This is a genomic window from Corynebacterium sp. (assembly GCF_022712195.1).
Classification (GTDB): Bacteria; Actinomycetota; Actinomycetes; order Mycobacteriales; family Mycobacteriaceae; genus Corynebacterium.
The window spans coordinates 22498-38879 of sequence record NZ_JALAGY010000057.1; the positions used below are offsets into that span (position 1 = coordinate 22498).

Sequence of the window (16382 nt, forward strand, 5' to 3'; positions counted from 1 at the left end):
GGTCAGGAGGTGTGGTGCACCGGGGCGAGCCGGTACACCGGGGTGTCCAGCCCCTCGTGGCGGGCGGCGAGCTGCAGCGCGAGGTAGCGCGAGTAGTGTCGGCCCTGGTGCAGGTTGCCGCCCATGAACCAGAGGTTGTCCTGCCGGGTCGGCTTCCACATGTTGCGCAGTTCGCCCTCCCACGGGCCGGGGTCCTTGGCGGTGTCGGAGCCCAGTCCCCAGCACTTGCCGACCTTGTCGGCGACCTCCGGGCTGATCAGCATCTCCGCCCAGCCGTTCATCGACCCGTAGCCGGTGGCCAGGACGACCACGTCGGCCTGCAGTTCGGTGCCGTCGGTGAGCACCACCCCGTCCGTGGTGTAGTGGTCGATGCCGACTCCGCTGTGCAGTTCGATGGAGCCGTCGGCGACGAGTTCGGAGGCGCCGACGTTGATGTAGTAGCCCGAGCCGCGCCGCAGGTACTTGAGGAACAGGCCGGACTCGTCCTCGCCGAAGTCCAGCATGAATCCGGCGTCCTCGAGCTGCCGGTAGAAGTCCGCGTCCTCCTCGCGCACCTTGTCGAAGGCCGCCTTCTGTCCGGCGGGCAGCAGCTTGTAGGGCCAGGAGGCGAAGAGCATGTCGGCGGTGTCGGTGTCGATCCCGGACTCCACGGCCTCCTCGGAGAACAGCGGTGAGGTGACGTGCCGGATGAAGGCGTCGGAGTTCACGATGTGCGTCGAGGACCGCTGGATCATCACCGGGTGCGCACCGTTGTCGTGCAGGTCCTTGCAGATGTCGTGGGCGGAGTTGTTCGCCCCGAGCACCACGACGCGCCGCCCCTTGTCGACCTCGCCGCCGGGGTGTTCGGAGGAGTGCCGGATCTCTCCGCGGAAGTCCTCCTCGCCGGGGAAGGACGGCTTGTTCGGCACCCCGGACATGCCGGTGGCCAGCACCAGCTGGGTGGGGTTGAGGACGACCTGTTCGCCGTCACGGGAGACGACGACCTCCCAGGTGCCGGAGCCCTCGTCGTAGGACGCCCTCTCGCAGGTGGTCTTCGTCCAGTAGTCCAGGTCCATGATGCCGGTGTAGTGCTCCAGCCAGTCCCCCATCTTGTCCTTCGGGGTGAACACCGGCCAGGTCGGCGGGAAGGGCAGGTAGGGGAGGTGGTCGTACCAGACCGGGTCGTGGAGGCACAGCGAGTGGTAGCGTCCGCGCCACTGGTCGCCGGGGCGGCCGGACTTCTCCACGACCAGGGTGGGCACGCCCTGGTGCTTGAGACGTGCGGCGAGGGCGATGCCGCCCTGGCCGCCTCCGACGATCAGCACGTAGGGCTGGTCCTCGTAGCCGAGACGTTCACGCCGTCGGGCGCGCTTGTCGGCCCAGTTGAGCTTCTCCGCCTCGGGCCCGTGTTCGACGCCCTTGGGACGGTTACGGCCCTTGGGTTCGGGCCGGCAGACGAGTTCGCGGGCGGAGGTCAGCAGTGTCCACACCTTGCCTCCGCGCAGCCGGACGATGGCCCGGGCCTTGAAGACCGGTGTGGTGAAGGTGACGGTCCCCCGGGTGACACCTTCGCCCTCGTCCGTGGCGTCCTCGACGACCAGGTCGGTGGCGCCGAGCCGGTCGTGGTTCTCCCGGACGAGGTCGGCTATCTCGTCGACGCCTTCCGCGGTGTGCAGGTTCCACGTGTAGACGACGAGGTCGCGCCAGAATCCGTCGGGTTCGAAGAGGTCTGTGACCGCGTCGGCGGCGGCCTGCGGGTCCGTGGCGTCGAGTGCGTCGGCGAAGGCGGTGAGCCAGTCGGTGACCTGCTGGTGGAGGGTGGTGTCGGTCGTGGCGGCTGTCATGGACCGGTGTCCTTTCGTTCGCGGGGTTCGGAGAGCGAGGGAGAGACTGGGGGAATGCAGAAGATGCAGGGGATACAGGAGAGGTTCAGGCGCCGGCGGAGTGTGTCCTGCGTCACACCTAGCCGACCCCGACAACGGTAGGAGCAGTCCCCGCCCCCTGACGACCACGCTGGAAACATCACTGTCCGGACATAATGATTCCTGTCGGAAGAAACCCGGTCACGCCGCCGACCACCCCCGTAGGCGACTCCGCCACGGGGGTGGCTACCTTCACCCCCGCGCGAGTGCCGCGATACGCCGGACGGCGTCCTCCACGGCCCACTCCGCGTCCGCCGCGTGCCCCTTGACCCCCGCGTCCAACTCCGCGACGATCTGGACTGCCGCCGCCACCGACGACGCCTTCCAGGACCGCGCCGAGCGGACGGTCTTCTCCAGCTTCCACGGCGGCATCCCGTACTCCCCCGCCTGCTGCCGGGGGTTGACCCGCGCACCGTGGACACGGGCGATGTCCCCCACCATGCCCGAGAGCGCCGACGCCAGCAGCACCGGGTGCACACCCAGCTGCAGTGCCCGGCGCGCCGACCCCAGCGCCTGGTCCGCCCGTCCGGCGACGGCGAGGTCGGAGACGTCGAAGCCGGAGACCTCCGCGGAGCCCTGGTAGTAGCGGTGCACGGTCTCCACGGTGACGTTGCCGTCGGTGTCGGCGACGAGCTGGCTGATCGCACTGGCCAGCTCCCGCAGGTCCGTGCCCACCGAGTCGAGGAGTGCGGCGGTGACGTCCGGGGTCACGCGCACCTTGTGGTCCCGGAACTCCTGCTCGACGAAGCTCTGCCGTTCCCGGCCCTTGAGCTCGGCGGCCGAGTGCACCTCGACCGTGCCTTTGGGCCCCTTCTTCGGCAGGGAGGTGACCAGGGACTTCTGCCGCCCCTTGCCGGTGTGCTGCAGGATCAGCACCACCCCGGGCGCCGGGTCGGACACGGCCATCTCGATCATGGCGACGGACTCCTTCGCCGCCTCCTCCACCCCGGTGACGACCACGATCCGGTCTTCGGCGAACAGGGACGGGCTGAGCAGTTCCGCCAGTTCACCGGCGTTGAGATCGGAGGTCCTGCGCATGTCGACCGGCAGGTCGTCGATCCCGGCGTGGGCGCGGGTGGCGGCGACGACACGGTGCCGGGCCCGTTCGGCGAGGAAGCTGTCGTTGCCGACGATGAGGTTCACCGGTGCCGGTGGGCGGGAGCTGGTTGCCATGGGTGCCAGTCTATCGCCCGGCGATTTTCCCGGCGCGACGTCCGGACGTGCACGGTATAGAGTGGTTCCATGCAGGTTGAACGGGTGGTGCCGAATGTCGTGGTCGCCGATCTGCCGCGGGCGGTCGCCGAGCACAGGGACGTCCTGGGGTTCGAGATCCTCATGGACCACGGCTGGATCGTCACCCTCGGTGATGACGCGGGTCACCAGCTCAGTCTCATGCCCGCCGACGCGACGGCCACGGTCTGCCCGGCCGTCTCGATCTTCGTCGACGACGTGTCCGTGGCACTGGAGCGGGTCACGGCCGCCGGCCTCGAGATCGTTCACCGGCTCACCGAGGAGCCGTGGGGCGTGACCCGTTTCTTCTACCGTGATTCGCAGGGCACCGTCATCAACGTCGGGATGCACACACCGCCGGGCGACTGACATAGGTCCAGTCACCTCCGCGTTCCGCAGAACAGGCCCCTGTCCACGATCCCGTCGGCGTACAACCCCTCGACCGCCCCCACGCTACCGAGCACCACCGTGCCGTCCCGGAAAGGAAACGCCACCGGAACCCCGCCCGGTGTACGGCTCGGCATCCCCCTGCTGCGACCACAGCCGGTCACCACGTACAGGTCGGGACGCTCCGGCGGTTGCGTGCCGTCCACCGCGTTCAACCGGTACTCGTGCAGCATGACTGCCGCTTCATCACCGACGACGATGACCTCAGCGTCCTCTCCTGCAGGTCCACGGAGTATCTCCGGTCCTCCCGACGCCGTCGGCCGCACACCCAGATACCAGTCGACCTCATCCAGGTCGTCGGCCCACACCCGCACCAGTGCGGTGTCCTTCCCCGTCGCCAGCGCGTAGGGCCCGGCCACCAGCACCCCGCGCTGCAGTCCGGCGGCCACCGCCGTCGCGGCGAGGAGCAGCACGGCCACCGCCCTGCGCCGCCACCGTGACGACACCACGACCAGCACCACCGCCGCAGCGACGAGCACCGTTCCCGCCGCGGCAGTCGCACCTCCCGGGGTGTGCAGCACCGGGACGCCGGACAGCACCCTCGCGACAGCGAGGATCCACCACGCCGGCAGCGCCGCCGGCCACAGCACCACCGTCGCCACCCCGGTGTGCACTCCGCCGACGAGCGCGCCGAGCATGCCGACCACCGTCACCGGCGGGACCGCCACCCCGACCAGCACATTGGCCAGCACCGCCGTCGGGGAGACCACCCCGGTCATCTGCACGATCACCGGTGCGGTCACCACGTCGGCCGCCAGACTCACCGCGAAGAGCCCCACGAGCATGGCCTGCCACCGGGCCGGCGGACGGTGGCGTCCGCACCGGGCTGTCCTGCGGTCCGTCCAGTACTGCAGTATCCGGCGGGTGATCAGCGGTGCGAGCGCCACGATGCCCGCGGTCGCCGCCACAGACAGGATGAACGCGTACTCCACCGCCAGCCCCGGGTCGACACCCAGAAGCACGATGACCGCCGCCGACAGGGCGGCGTAACCGTGGGCCCGGCGCGCCGACAGCGCCGCCATCAGCCCCACGGCCCCCATCACCGCGGCCCGCAGCACACTGGGCTCGGGACCGACGAGCACCACGAAGGCGAGCAGGCACAGGAAGGCCGCCAGGTAGCGTGACCACACCGGCCACCCCCACGCCGTCACCAGCACCAGCACACTGCCGGTGGCGATAGCGAGGTTCGCCCCGGAGATACCTTATTAGATAGGTGTCTCTGCTAGGCTACCCGCATGACACAGAATCACCAGGTCAGCACGGTAGCGGTCTATGCCAGGGAGTCGCACGGTCGGGATGAGGACTCGTCAATCTCCGTCGCGGACCAGGTCGACGCTGTCCAGGCGTGGGCTGACCGGGAGGGGTGGTCCGTGGTCACGATCATCAGAGACGTGGGGTCAGCGTCGCGGGGGTCACGACGACGACGCAGTCGGTTCGGTGAGCTCCTGGCGGTGGTCGAGAGTGGAACGGTCGACGCCGTCCTGGCCTGGGAGCAATCGCGTTTCGCCAGGTCAGATGCGGAGCGAGCAACACTGGAGGACGCCTGCGAGGACGCCGGTGTCCTCCTCGGGTACGGAGGTCGTCTGTACGACATGACCACCACGGATGACCGTCTGGCCTCGGGAATCACCGGTGTCGTGTCGACTGCGGAGAGTCGGCGGACGGCAGAGCGGATCAGGCGGCGGACGGCGGCGGCAGCACGGGAGGGCCGGGTCCACGGGAAGAATCTCTACGGCTTCACCAGGGAGTACGCGACCGATGACCGGGGTCACCGGACAGTGACAGCGGTTGTCGAGCATCCTGAGCAGGGTCCAGTGGTCAAGCGCATCTTCAGGGAGGCACTGGCCGGGTCGGGGTGCTACTCGATAGCCAAGGGCCTCAATGCCGATGGTGTTGCAACACGGAGACCGGTACGGTCCTCCACCCGGGTGCAGCAATGGACGGCAGAGGCGGCCCGTGAGGTACTGAGGAACCCCGCTTACGCGGGAAAGCGCGTGTATAACGGTGAGGTCGTCGGTGACGCCGTCTGGGATGGCCTGGTCACCGAGGAGGAGTTTTCCCAGGTACAGGCACTGCTGTCGGGTCGTAGCAGGCCCTCGCGCGGTTTCCGGCCACAGCATCTCTGCAGTGGTATCGCGCTGTGTGCCGTGTGTGGGTCGGTGATGACGACGGGCAAGCAGTACGCAGGTCGTCCTCGTCTGTCAGACGGGTCGCGGAACCCGAATCGAGAGATGTACCGGACCTATCAGTGCACAGGAAGTCAGAGTGGGGGCTCTGGATTCCACGTGTCGATGAAGGAGACACACCTCGACACCCTCGTCACCGAAGCCGTGATCGCCCGTCTGAGCAGGCCCGATTTCCTTGCCCTGACCAGCACAGATGATGACCTGGTAGATACCGAGCGGCAGCGGCTGATCGACGAGATCTCACGGATGCAGGCATATCTCGACCAGGTCCGGGCGCAGGCAGCGGAGACGCTGGACATCAGTGTGCTGCTGGATCAGGAGGCACGGGTGACACCCAGGATCGAGACACTAACCCGCGAGCTGGAGGACCTGTCTGGTGCGGACCCTGCGGTGGTCGCTCTGGCCGGTGCCGAGGATATCCGTGCAGCATGGGAGGGCCTGAATCTCGACCGTCGGCGTCACATCGTGAGGGCGCTCATGGTCCCGGTGGTCAGCCGGGCGGCGGTGCATGGCAGGAAGGGCATCGACCCGGATCGTGTGGAGATCAGGTGGCGATAATCCTGGGTAGACTAGCAGTTCTCAATAATGGAATATTCGGGGTAGACAAATGTTTTGATCAGGTGTAGACTAAGAGTCAATCCTCTTCAGTGACCGACACCGTCGGTCAGCTTGGCCCGACATCCCCTGGAGACACAGGCAGGAGGCCAGGGACACCGTGGGGCAGGGTGTCTGACCGTCGCTGACGGTTACGGCGGGCCGCGACGGAGGCCCGGTGCCGAGAGATTGCCTGGTAGGGGACACTCCCCGGGCTGGACCGCCGATTGGGTCTGGTAGCGCCACAGTGCGATGTGGACGAATACCAGGAGATTTGTCGTGTCCACACATACCCAGACGTCCAATGGCGTCGCAACCCTCACCATCTCGGCTGCCGCCCGATACCTGGAGTGCAGCGAGAAGAGTATCCGTCGCCGGATTCAGTCCGGTGACCTGCCGGCCTCGATGATCAACGGGACCTACCGCATCCGCCAGGTCGACCTGGACGCAATGCCGGCTATCGCCACCCGTGGTGCCAGGCACATGAGCCCCACCGATATCGCGAGTGGGCCGGTGAGATCGCACGCACCGCTCCCCCGCTGACGCAGGGCCGTGCCGCCGAGGTCGCCCGGATCCTGCAGGGGGTGGCGTAGATCATGACTCGGTGGCCGTTCACAGCGAAGATCGATCAACCGGCGCCCGATCCCGGCGAGCATCCCGGATGGAAACGACGGCTTGTCGACGACAACCCACGCGGTACGGTCAAGTCCCTTGTAGTGGTGTAACGCTTTGATCCTTCGTTTGAGGTTCTCAGGCGCTGAGTTCAAGTCCGGTACCCGTGTCGGCACTCACCTCCGCCCCCGTGCTCTCGATGGACGTGAGTCGGCACCGCGCGAGGACCTCAAGCCCGAGGTAGCGTCGCCCCTCGGCCCACTCATCGGTCTGCTCGGCCAACACGGCCCCCACCAGTCGCACAATCGCAGCACGGTTCGGGAAGATCCCCACACTATCGGTGCGCCTGCGGATCTCCCGATTGAGGCGCTCGGCGGGATTGTTCGACCAGATCTAGGACCACACGTCTTTCGGGAATGTCGCAAACGCCAGAATATCGACCCGGGCCGCGTCGAGGTGGTCATGAACGTTGGGCAGCTTCTCCCCCACGTAATCCAAGAGCCGGTCGAACTGCGCTTCTACCGCGGCCGCGTCGGGCTGGTCGTAGACGCTGTGGAGCATCGCTTTGACCGCTGGCCACATGCTCTTCGGGCAGATGCCCATGAGGTTGGCCGCGTAGTGCGTCCTGCACCGCTGCCAGACTGCGCCGGGCAGGTTCGCTGCGATCGCGTCCTTCAGACCGGCGTGGGCATCGCTGGTGACCAGGCGCACCCCACCCAGACCGCGGGCTGTGCGGTCGGCGAAGAACTCATTCCACGCCGTGCCGGTCTCACTGGTGGCCACACGCAGGCCGAGGACCTCCCGGTGGCCATCACCGTTGACCCCGGTCGCCACGAGCGCGACGGCGTTGACCACGCGCCCACCCTCGCGGACTTTCACCGTCAACGCGTCCGCGGCGACGAAGGTGAACGGACCAGCCTGATCGAGGGGCCGGTGGCGGAAGGCCTCGACCTGCTCGTCGAGATCAGCGGCCATACGTGAGACCTGGGACTTCGACAGGGCGTTGATGCCCAGCGTCTTCACCAGCTTGTCCATGCCGCGGGTGGAGACGCCTGCGAGGTAGCAGTCGGCGACGACGGTGATCAAGGCGGACTCGGCGCGTTTGCGCCGTTCGAGGAGCCATTCGGGGAAGTAGGTCCCAGTACGCAGCTTCGGTACGGCCACATCGATTGTGACGACCCGGGTGTCGAGTTCGCGGTGGCGGTAGCCGTTACGGCGCGTGGTCCGGTCCGGGGAAGGCTTGCCCCACTCGGCTCCTGCCACTGCGTCGGCGTCGGCGGAGAGCAGGGTGTTGATGATGGTCTGGAGCAGGGTGCGCATCATGTCTGGAGACGCTCCGGACAGGGCTTCACCGAGGAGGGGGTGAGGGTCGATAATGTGAGAAGCGGTCATCGTTGTGACTCCGTTCGAGGATTCTGTGGAAGGTTGACTCGAAGGACCACACGGTGGCCGCGCCCGTATCCGAGTGCGGGCCGCCGTGCGTTACACCACTCTATGGGGCTCTACTAGTGCTGTCAGGGCCGTCGGGTGTGTGGTGATGTCGGTGTGCATGGCAGATTGGTGTCCTTGTCGGGTGGGTCGGGGGCTGTGGTGCCCTCGCGACGGGTGGATTGTCCCCGTGGTACTCCACGGGGTGGATGCGTGACTAGGCCAGGGCGAAGGCACTCAGGGCTGAGACAGCTTCTGCGATGTCATCAGGATGTTGGCGCATCGCCCCGTTGACCAGGCGGAGTTCAATGTCCTCGCGGTCAACCAGGATGGTGTTGTTAATCCCGTGTCGCCAGGAAATCTGGTCAGTGTCGATGTGATGGGCGATGGTCTCCACCGCGATGCCAGTGGTGGTGGGCTGACCCCGTTTCGTAGGTCCGGTGGTTCTGAGAGTCGTCCTGTCGCCCGAGGGTTTGGGCAGGGAGACTGGTCAGATCATGTCCAACAGCAGGAAGCGTCACACCCCGGAACAGGTCGTCCGCAAGCTCGGGCAGGCCGACAGGATGCTCGCCGACGGCGCGGATGTCGCGGCGGTGTGCCGGGAGCTCGGGGTGTCCGAGCAGACGTACTACCGGTGGCGTAACCAGTACGGCGGGTTGAAGGCCGACGACGCGAAGCGCCTGAAGGAGCTCGAGAAGCAGAACGCGACGCTCAAGCGGCTGCTCGCCGAGGCGGAGTTGGAGAAGGCCGCGCTCAAGGAATTGGCTGAGGGAAACTTCTAGGCCCGGGCAGGCGCCGCGCCGCCGTCGCTCACCTGATCAGGACACTGCAGGTGAGTGAACGGATGGCGTGTCGTCTGGTCGGGCTGTCCCACTCCGCGTACCGGCGGCCGCTCAAGGGCGACACGACCGCAGACCCGGACCGGGCGTTGCGGGACTGGCTGCGTGCCTGGGCGAAGAAACACCCCCGTTACGGGTACCGACGCGCGTATCACGATGCGCGCGCCGAGGGCTGGGTCGTGAACCACAAGAAGATCCACCGCCTCTGGCGTGACGAGGGCCTCCGCGTCCCGCAGCAGCGGCGTCGCAAACGCGTCGGGTCCTCGACCGTCGACCCCGCAACAGCGGACGCGCCGAACGTGGTGTGGGCGGTGGACTTCCAGTTCGACGCCGACGAGCAGGGCCGGCCGATCAAGATCTGCTCGATCGTCGATGAGCACACCCGGGAATGCATCGGCGGGCTGGTCGAGCGGTCGATCACCGCCGACCGGCTCACCGCGCATCTCGAGGATCTCGTCGCCGTCCGCGGCGCTCCCGCTGTGCTCAGGTCCGACAACGGGCCGGAGTTCATCAGCGAAGCGATGGCCGACTGGGCAGGCACCCGCACCGGCCTGTCCTACATCCCACCGGGCTCGCCGTGGCGGAACGGGTACGTCGAGTCGTTCAACAGCCGGCTCCGCGACGAGTGCCTCAACATCAACAGCTTCTACTCGCTGCTGCACGCGCAGGTCGTGATCGGCGACTGGAAAGACGAGTACAACCATCACCGCCGGCACTCCTCGCTCGGCTACCTACCCCCCATCGAGTACGCTCAGCAATGCACCCATCACATCGACACCGACGACTCACAGAGCGTCCGGACCGAATGAAGGGGGGCGGCCCACTCACGCTCACCAAGAGCTGGAAAGTTGCGCTCCAGGGGGAGCGAACTCTAATCCTCGTAGTGCGATCCGAACGAGCGTCAGCGTTCTCAACGTTCACTGCCCTTTCGCCCGAAGCGTGCGAGCAGGTGCCATGCGTACTTCACGGTCTGCGGATCCTGTTTGCCGCTGCGTGCGGCCTCGGCAAGGCGATCGGGGGTCAACGTTCGCGCCAGGCTCTGGGCGACCCGCACCGGCTCCTCGCCTCGATAGTCTCGGTCCAACCAAGCGGTGTCGACGCGGAATCCGTGGTGGAACTCGATAGGGCAGCCGAGCTGCTCTGCGTACTCGTGAACGGCTCCGTCGCGATGGCAGGGGTCGAGCACGAGCGCCTCGACATGCGTGCCGAAGAACACCGGCCTGTGGACGTGGGCTTCGATGTAGTCATCGAGATAGTCCTGGCCTCCCTGGTCGGCGAGTTGCACGAGCCGTGGCAGTTCGACCTCCCCGCCCACTTCGGTGGGTTCGTGGACGCTGTCGGGGAAGCAGAAGGTCGACCAGGCTGTCGCTTCTGGCGTGAGGCGGAAATATGCGGACCCGAACCTCGGCGAACCGCCATAGAGGTCTCCCCTCCGGTTCCAGGCACCGTAGACCGGCCGCGTGTGAGCGGGGAGGCTGTCGTATCGCCCTACGAAGAGCCGGCTCTCCCACCGGAATCGATCACCACCCGGATGCGCGGTCAACCCACCGTTGCTCGTACCGGTCTCGAACTGGGACCGATATCTGCCGTCGTGCACCATCGACTCGATGACCAGACCGTCGCGATACGGCCAGTCGGGATGGAACTGCAGCGTCACGCGGGCCACTCGTCGGGCGAGACCGCCCGGGGCACTGCCAGGATCCGCGTCAGGCGTTGTCATGCATCTTCCTTGCTTCGATTGGATCGACTCGCTAATATTAACGGCTATGCAACTAATCGCTAGTCTGCGAACCGTGGAACATGATGGCAAACCGCGAAACTCGTGACCCCGTAGCCGGCCAGCCTGGCTCATCCGTCCGTCGCATGGCGGCCCAAGCGTCGACGCTCGAACTGATCCTGCACCCGCTGAGGTTGCGGATTCTGCAAGCGATGACAGGACGGACCATGACCACCGCGGAGCTTGCCGGACTCTTCGATGATGTCGCTGCTGCAACTGTCTATCGGCATGTCAACACCCTCCTGGATGCCGGGGTGTTGACGATCGTGTCCGAACGACGGGTGCGTGGGGCGGTGGAGCGCACGCTCGCGCTCGTCGAAGATGCGGCACAGATGAACGCCGAGGACGCCGCGCAGATGTCCGAGGAGCAGCATCGGCAGGCGTTCACCGTGTTCCTTGCTCATCAGGCGGCCGAGTTCGACCGTTTCATCGCACGCGACGATGAAGCGGCGATGCCGCTGTTCGGTTACGGGCAAACCATCCTGCACCTGACTGAGGACGATCTCGGCGACGTCCAGGAGCAGCTCAGGACCGTTCTCGAACCCTATCTCCGCTCGCGCGGCGGTCTTGACGAACATAGAGTCAGCCTGGCGACGCTCCTTATCCCGGAAAGTACAAGCCAGGACGACTGACGCACCACGGTTGCCGCCATGAGAATGGCGACTACCCGAGATGAAGAGGAGCCACTCGATATGCCTCTGGAACAGCTCATGTCTCTGGGCTCGGCCCGTCCGATCGTCCGGTGGGGCGAAGACGATGTGCTACATCGGCCGGCCAGGCGGGTCACAGACTTCGGCCCCGATCTGTGGAAACTGCTCTGCGACATGTTCGCCACGAACACCGCCGCGGACGGCGCCGGTCTGGCTGCACCGCAGATCGGCGTGGACCTTGCCGTGTTCGTCTACGAATGCCACGACGCCTTTGGCCGCGAGCGCCGGGGCCTCGTCTGCAACCCCACGATCGCGCTCGCCGCAGAACCGGAAGAAGAAATCCTTGGAGAGGGGTGCCTCTCGCTTCCCGGCGCATACCTGCCGGTCTCTCGCCCCGGTTTTGCCGTTTGCCACGGCTATAACCAGTTTGGTGAGCCCATCAAGGTCGCCGGAAACGGAACCCTCGCACGGTGCCTGCAGCACGAGACCGACCACATCAATGGCATCGTGATGGAAGACCATCTCACGCCGGCTGAGCGCCGCGACATCCACCGCCAGCATAAGAAGATCGCCAAGCGATACCCCCGCACCTGGCCCGCGTAGGCCATCTCCTCGTACCCGCTGCGAGGCGCTCGGCAAGCATCGGGTCTCGCCGGGCGTCGTCCATGCGGCAGTCCTTACAGCCGGAAGTCCCGCAGACTCCGATTCGAGGCCACGAGAAGCGATGCTGGGAGCGCGAGCGCACCTGGGCCGTCCCCTTCATTCGGTCCGGACGCTCTGCGAGTCGTCGGTGTCGATGTGATGGGTGCATTGCCGAGCATAGTCCACCGGCGCGAGGTAGCCCAGGGATGAGTGCTTGCGGTGATGGTTGTACTCGGTCTTCCAGTCGTCGATCACGACCTGGGCGTGCAGCAGTGAGTAGAAACTGGTGATGTTCAGGCACTCGTCGCGGATTCGGCTGTTGAACGACTCGACGAACCCATTGCGCCATGGGGAGCCCGGCGGAATGTAGAACAACCCCGTACATGTTCCGGCCCAGTCGGCCATCGCCTGGCTGATGAACTCCGGACCGTTGTCCGACCTGAGCACCGCCGGGGCGCCGCGAACGGCGACGAGGCCGTCAAGGTGTGCGGTGAGCCGCTCAGCGGTGATAGACCGTTCGACCAGACCGCCGATGCATTCCCTGGTGTGCTCATCGACGATGGAGCAGATCTTGACCGCCCGGCCCTGTTCGTCGGAATCGAACTGGAAGTCCACCGCCCACACCACGTTCGGGGCGTGCGCTGTGGGCGCATTGACAGTCGAGGACCCAACGCGCTTGCGGCGACGCCGCTGCGGGACACGTAGGCCCTCGTCACGCCACAGGCGTTGGATCTTCTTATGGTTCACGACCCAGCCCTCGGCGCGGGCATCATGATATGCCCGGCGGTACCCGTATCGTGGGTGACTGCGCGCCCAGTCGCGCAACCAATCGCGTAATGCCCGGTCTGGGTCGGCGGCCATCTCTCCTTTGAGCCCGCGGCGGTAGGCGGACCTGCTCAGCCCGGACACACGGCACGCCATGCGTTCGCTCACCTGCAGTGTTCTGATCAAGTGAGTGACGCCAGCGCGGCGTCTGCCCGGGCCTAGAAGTTTCCCTCCGCCAGCTCCTTGAGCGCGGCTTTCTCCAGTTCCGCTTCCGCGAGCAGGCGTTTGAGTGTGGTGTTCTGCTTCTGAAGGTGCTTGAGGCGTTTGGCGTCATCGGCGTTGAGCTCGCCGTAGCGTTTCCTCCACCGGTAGTAGGTCGGTTCGGAGACTCCGAGGTCTCGGCATACCCCGGCGATGTCGGTGCCTTCGGTGATCATCTTGTCGGCGTGGCTGAGCTTGCGCACGATCTGTTCTGGGGTGTGACGTTTCGGTCTGTTCGTCATGGTGGTGACCAGTCTTTCTGCCCGTTGCTGTGGGCGGTAAGACGACTATCATAACCACCGGACCTAATAGATGGGGTCAGCCCAGTGTCGACCATCTGCGTATGCAGACACCGTCACATAGACTGCTCCAGCCACATCGTCTTTCTCCCCGTCCACCATCGCCTGCCACAGGTCGCTAAGGCGATAGTCGTGATCGAACCGGGCAGCGACGGCCCAGTGACATTCCGGAGCCCAGAGATCACGGAACATCTGCTGCGTTACTTCCACTGGGGGCATATCTCTACGAAGGATACGGTGCCACCAGCCCATCGAGGGGCGGATCGCAATCGAGCTCGCCTTCTCTTTCACCCTCCACACACATGGATCGTCGAAGTAGGCCATGCTGACCTCGGGCCGCAAGATAAACGTCGAAGAATGTCCATTATTCATAGAACAACCTAACTACATATCCCGGAGTCAGGCAAGACCTAGTTCTAGCTCGCATACGGTCAGTCGCTCGTCAGAGGGACTAACCTGCACCTCGGGGCGTTGTTGTGGGACAATAAGCCGATGGAAGCAATAGTAGACAACAACCAGGACGAGCCACCCGTCGTCTTCATCTCATACTCGCGGGCGAGCGAAGAACACGCTGCCTGGGTGAGATCGCTAGCCAGTCGCCTGCGTGCCAACAAGGTCGATGTCCACCTTGACCTGTGGGATGTTCGTCTCGGTCACGACCTAGACCTGTACATGGAGAAGTACGGTGACACTTCAGTCCGTGTCTTGGTCATCCTCTCGGACGATTACGGGCGCAAGGCCGACGCCCGGGGAGAGCAACACTCCGGCGTAGGGACGGAAACAACCGTCATGTCCCGGACTGTCTATAGGGAACCGGATTCGAACCGCGTGATACCGATTGTCCCTGACTCTGGAGCCACTACGGGTGCCCCGATTCTTCCTCGAGACCTTGGAAATCGGTCATGGGTGGACTTCCGCGAAGACTACGATACCGCGTTCGAGAAGTTATTGAGGGAGCTGCATGGTGTCCCGATAGAAAGTGCACCGCCACTGGGAAAGAACCCATTTGCGAACGCTACTGAGTGGCAGGCTAGGGCCAACATCAGAAATTCCCCTTCAAACTGGCATGACGCCCGGCTGAAGGGACAGATCGAGATAAATCTGCATGAGAACGGCGGGCGATACTCTATCGGCGCTGGCGATGCCTGCTTCGATTTACACCTTGACTACCCGTGGAATGCGGACAGCTCTCATCGACCACAGGATGTACGGCACTACAGTGGGCGTATCGCCGATAATGGAAGGATCGGGCTGATTCCGGCCAGTACGCAACAGGCCGAGCGTTTTGAAGACCTGTCCATGCTCTCGATGAGCAATGACAGCGAGATTTCCCACCCTGGCGACATCATCGTGATGATGAACCACCAAGGATACTGGGCGCTGCTCATTCTTGATGAGGTCGTGTTCCGGGACTCCACGCGTTGCGACCAACCGATCGCGCTGCTGCGGTTCGTGATCGCATCTGACCGGACCGCTTCCCTGAATCCCGATGATCTTCCGGCTAGAGACTCATGACCGGGGTTCATAAAACGACCGTTAAATGAACGGTCCGGACCGTGGGGCTCCGAATCGGGAACTTGCAGGAGCGCCTGTTCATTTAGTCGTTCATTTACTGGTACACTCCCGCGCAGTACACGAACACGGTATATGAACAAAAGAGGGCGAACCTATGGCACTGATTGGTCTTGTCCGGGTCTCCACGAGCACACAGGACACCCGCCGGCAGCACGACGCTCTCGATCCGATCTGCATCCAGGTGTTCGAGGAGAAAGTCAGCGGCACGCTCGCGGTCGACCGTCGCCCCGGTCTCACCGCAGCATTGAACTACCTCCGACCCGACACCGACGACATGCTCACCGTCCAGGAAGTCGACCGACTCGGCCGCAACCTCCTGGAGGGACTGATCACCCTCAACGATCTCTTCGAGCGCGGCATCTCTGTGAAAGTCCTCGACGGCATCGCCGCCGGCGAACACACCGAACGCTCCCTCATCCTGGACCTCGCACTGGCACTCGCGGAAGATCGCCGACGGGACATCTCCCGCAAGACTCGCAGTGGACTCGACGCCGCCCGCCAACGCGGGAAGGTCGGCGGCCGCCCTCCCCTAAGCGATGACACCCGTCGGGTAATCCTCAGCAGGCACAACGACGGCGAATCCATCCGTCAGATCTCCCGAGAGATCGGCGTCTCCGTCGGCGCTGTGCACAAGATCATCGCCGCGACCCGACTCTAGCTTCCCCTCCACCATTGTGGGTCCACACATGAGCGTGGACCTCGCGCGCGGGCGAGCACCAGGGGGCCACGCAGTGAGTGAGGAGGGTGATAGACCTGACCGCTCCGAGGGTCATTCCTGCATGTCATTGGGCATATGCGTGCGGGCTCACTGGCGTCAGAACACCCCGGTGTTATTCTGACCCCCGAGCGTGCAGAGAGGTCTCGCACAGGACACCGCTTCGCGGTGAACGACGCGGGCCTGGAGCGCTCCCTGGGATTGTGCGCAGTGACTCCCCGCCTGGCTCGGAGTCCGCCTGCGCGCGGGAACCGGGCATGTGGACATGCGGGTACAAGCGTCTACTCCACGCGCAACCGCAGGGCATGTTTTTCCGTCACCTAGGGCGTGTCTCCCAATAGGCGTACCCAGGACAGGATCGAACAGAGTGTGACGGCGGCGCGGTAGGTGATCGCGAGTTTGTCGTAACGGGTGGCCAGGGCTCGCCATTGATTGGCCAGGGCGAAGGATCGTTCGACGAC

15 protein-coding genes and 1 pseudogene are annotated in these 16382 nt (G+C 65.1%); 8 read left to right on the forward strand and 8 right to left on the reverse strand.

Annotation, left to right across the window (positions count from 1 at the left end; translation table 11 throughout):
- Positions 1-2: 2 nt before the first annotated feature.
- Both Q0A34_RS06980 and holA read right to left on the reverse strand, forming a co-directional pair.
- Positions 3-1823, reverse strand: coding sequence for an NAD(P)/FAD-dependent oxidoreductase (locus Q0A34_RS06980; protein WP_291479281.1), 1821 nt, complete (start codon positions 1821-1823; stop codon positions 3-5).
- Positions 1824-2093: 270 nt separating this feature from the next.
- Positions 2094-3074, reverse strand: a complete 981-nt coding sequence (gene holA, locus Q0A34_RS06985; RefSeq protein WP_291479282.1) for a DNA polymerase III subunit delta — start codon at positions 3072-3074, stop codon at positions 2094-2096.
- Between the two features lie 69 nt (positions 3075-3143).
- Between holA and Q0A34_RS06990 the strand changes: the two genes are divergently transcribed.
- Positions 3144-3500 carry a VOC family protein gene (locus Q0A34_RS06990; RefSeq protein ID WP_291479283.1) on the forward strand — a complete coding sequence of 119 codons (357 nt, stop codon included), beginning with the start codon at positions 3144-3146 and terminating at the stop codon, positions 3498-3500.
- Between the two features lie 11 nt (positions 3501-3511).
- On the opposite strand, the gene Q0A34_RS06995 is transcribed toward Q0A34_RS06990, so the two are convergent.
- Positions 3512-4777, reverse strand: a complete 1266-nt coding sequence (locus tag Q0A34_RS06995) for a ComEC/Rec2 family competence protein (RefSeq protein ID WP_291479294.1) — start codon at positions 4775-4777, stop codon at positions 3512-3514.
- A 36-nt stretch (positions 4778-4813) separates the two neighbouring features.
- Here Q0A34_RS06995 and Q0A34_RS07000 point away from each other — a divergent pair, with 36 nt between their 5' ends.
- Both Q0A34_RS07000 and Q0A34_RS13725 read left to right on the forward strand, forming a co-directional pair.
- Entirely contained in the window at positions 4814-6322 is a 1509-nt protein-coding gene (locus Q0A34_RS07000) for a recombinase family protein (RefSeq protein ID WP_291479284.1), read from the forward strand.
- A 288-nt stretch (positions 6323-6610) separates the two neighbouring features.
- Complete coding sequence (locus Q0A34_RS13725) at positions 6611-6901, forward strand: helix-turn-helix domain-containing protein (protein WP_363316435.1); 291 nt, start codon at positions 6611-6613, stop codon at positions 6899-6901.
- Between the two features lie 207 nt (positions 6902-7108).
- Here Q0A34_RS13725 and Q0A34_RS07005 read toward each other — a convergent pair.
- Together Q0A34_RS07005 and Q0A34_RS07010 are read right to left on the reverse strand one after the other, a co-directional pair.
- Positions 7109-8362 (reverse strand): annotated as a pseudogene (locus Q0A34_RS07005) (IS256 family transposase).
- A 253-nt stretch (positions 8363-8615) separates the two neighbouring features.
- Complete coding sequence (locus Q0A34_RS07010; protein ID WP_291479285.1) at positions 8616-8795, reverse strand: hypothetical protein; 180 nt, start codon at positions 8793-8795, stop codon at positions 8616-8618.
- Between the two features lie 100 nt (positions 8796-8895).
- Here Q0A34_RS07010 and Q0A34_RS07015 point away from each other — a divergent pair.
- A protein-coding gene (locus Q0A34_RS07015) for an IS3 family transposase (protein WP_291479286.1) occupies positions 8896-10046 on the forward strand; the annotation gives its coding sequence in 2 pieces (ribosomal slippage) (positions 8896-9166 and positions 9166-10046; 1152 coding nt in all).
- A 101-nt stretch (positions 10047-10147) separates the two neighbouring features.
- On the opposite strand, the gene Q0A34_RS07020 is transcribed toward Q0A34_RS07015, so the two are convergent.
- Positions 10148-10957: a DUF3626 domain-containing protein gene (locus Q0A34_RS07020; protein WP_291479287.1), complete on the reverse strand. Its 810-nt coding sequence runs from the start codon at positions 10955-10957 to the stop codon at positions 10148-10150.
- Positions 10958-11040: 83 nt separating this feature from the next.
- Between Q0A34_RS07020 and Q0A34_RS07025 the strand changes: the two genes are divergently transcribed.
- Both Q0A34_RS07025 and def read left to right on the forward strand, forming a co-directional pair.
- Positions 11041-11646, forward strand: a complete 606-nt coding sequence (locus Q0A34_RS07025) for a helix-turn-helix domain-containing protein (protein WP_291479288.1) — start codon at positions 11041-11043, stop codon at positions 11644-11646.
- Between the two features lie 60 nt (positions 11647-11706).
- Positions 11707-12267: a peptide deformylase gene (gene def, locus Q0A34_RS07030; protein WP_291479289.1), complete on the forward strand. Its 561-nt coding sequence runs from the start codon at positions 11707-11709 to the stop codon at positions 12265-12267.
- Between the two features lie 156 nt (positions 12268-12423).
- On the opposite strand, the gene Q0A34_RS07035 is transcribed toward def, so the two are convergent.
- Together Q0A34_RS07035 and Q0A34_RS07040 are read right to left on the reverse strand one after the other, a co-directional pair.
- Positions 12424-13574 (reverse strand): IS3 family transposase gene (locus Q0A34_RS07035; RefSeq protein ID WP_291479290.1). Its coding sequence is split into 2 segments (ribosomal slippage): positions 12424-13304 and positions 13304-13574, totalling 1152 coding nucleotides; the frame shifts between segments, so codons are not numbered across the junction.
- Positions 13575-13637: 63 nt separating this feature from the next.
- Complete coding sequence (locus Q0A34_RS07040) at positions 13638-13955, reverse strand: hypothetical protein (protein WP_291479291.1); 318 nt, start codon at positions 13953-13955, stop codon at positions 13638-13640.
- A 168-nt stretch (positions 13956-14123) separates the two neighbouring features.
- On the opposite strand from Q0A34_RS07040, the gene Q0A34_RS07045 reads away from it, so the two are divergent.
- Together Q0A34_RS07045 and Q0A34_RS07050 are read left to right on the forward strand one after the other, a co-directional pair.
- Positions 14124-15146 (forward strand): toll/interleukin-1 receptor domain-containing protein, encoded by a 1023-nt coding sequence (locus Q0A34_RS07045; protein ID WP_291479292.1) that lies wholly within the window; start codon positions 14124-14126, stop codon positions 15144-15146.
- A 154-nt stretch (positions 15147-15300) separates the two neighbouring features.
- Positions 15301-15864 (forward strand): recombinase family protein, encoded by a 564-nt coding sequence (locus Q0A34_RS07050; RefSeq protein ID WP_291479293.1) that lies wholly within the window; start codon positions 15301-15303, stop codon positions 15862-15864.
- Positions 15865-16382 lie beyond the last annotated feature (518 nt).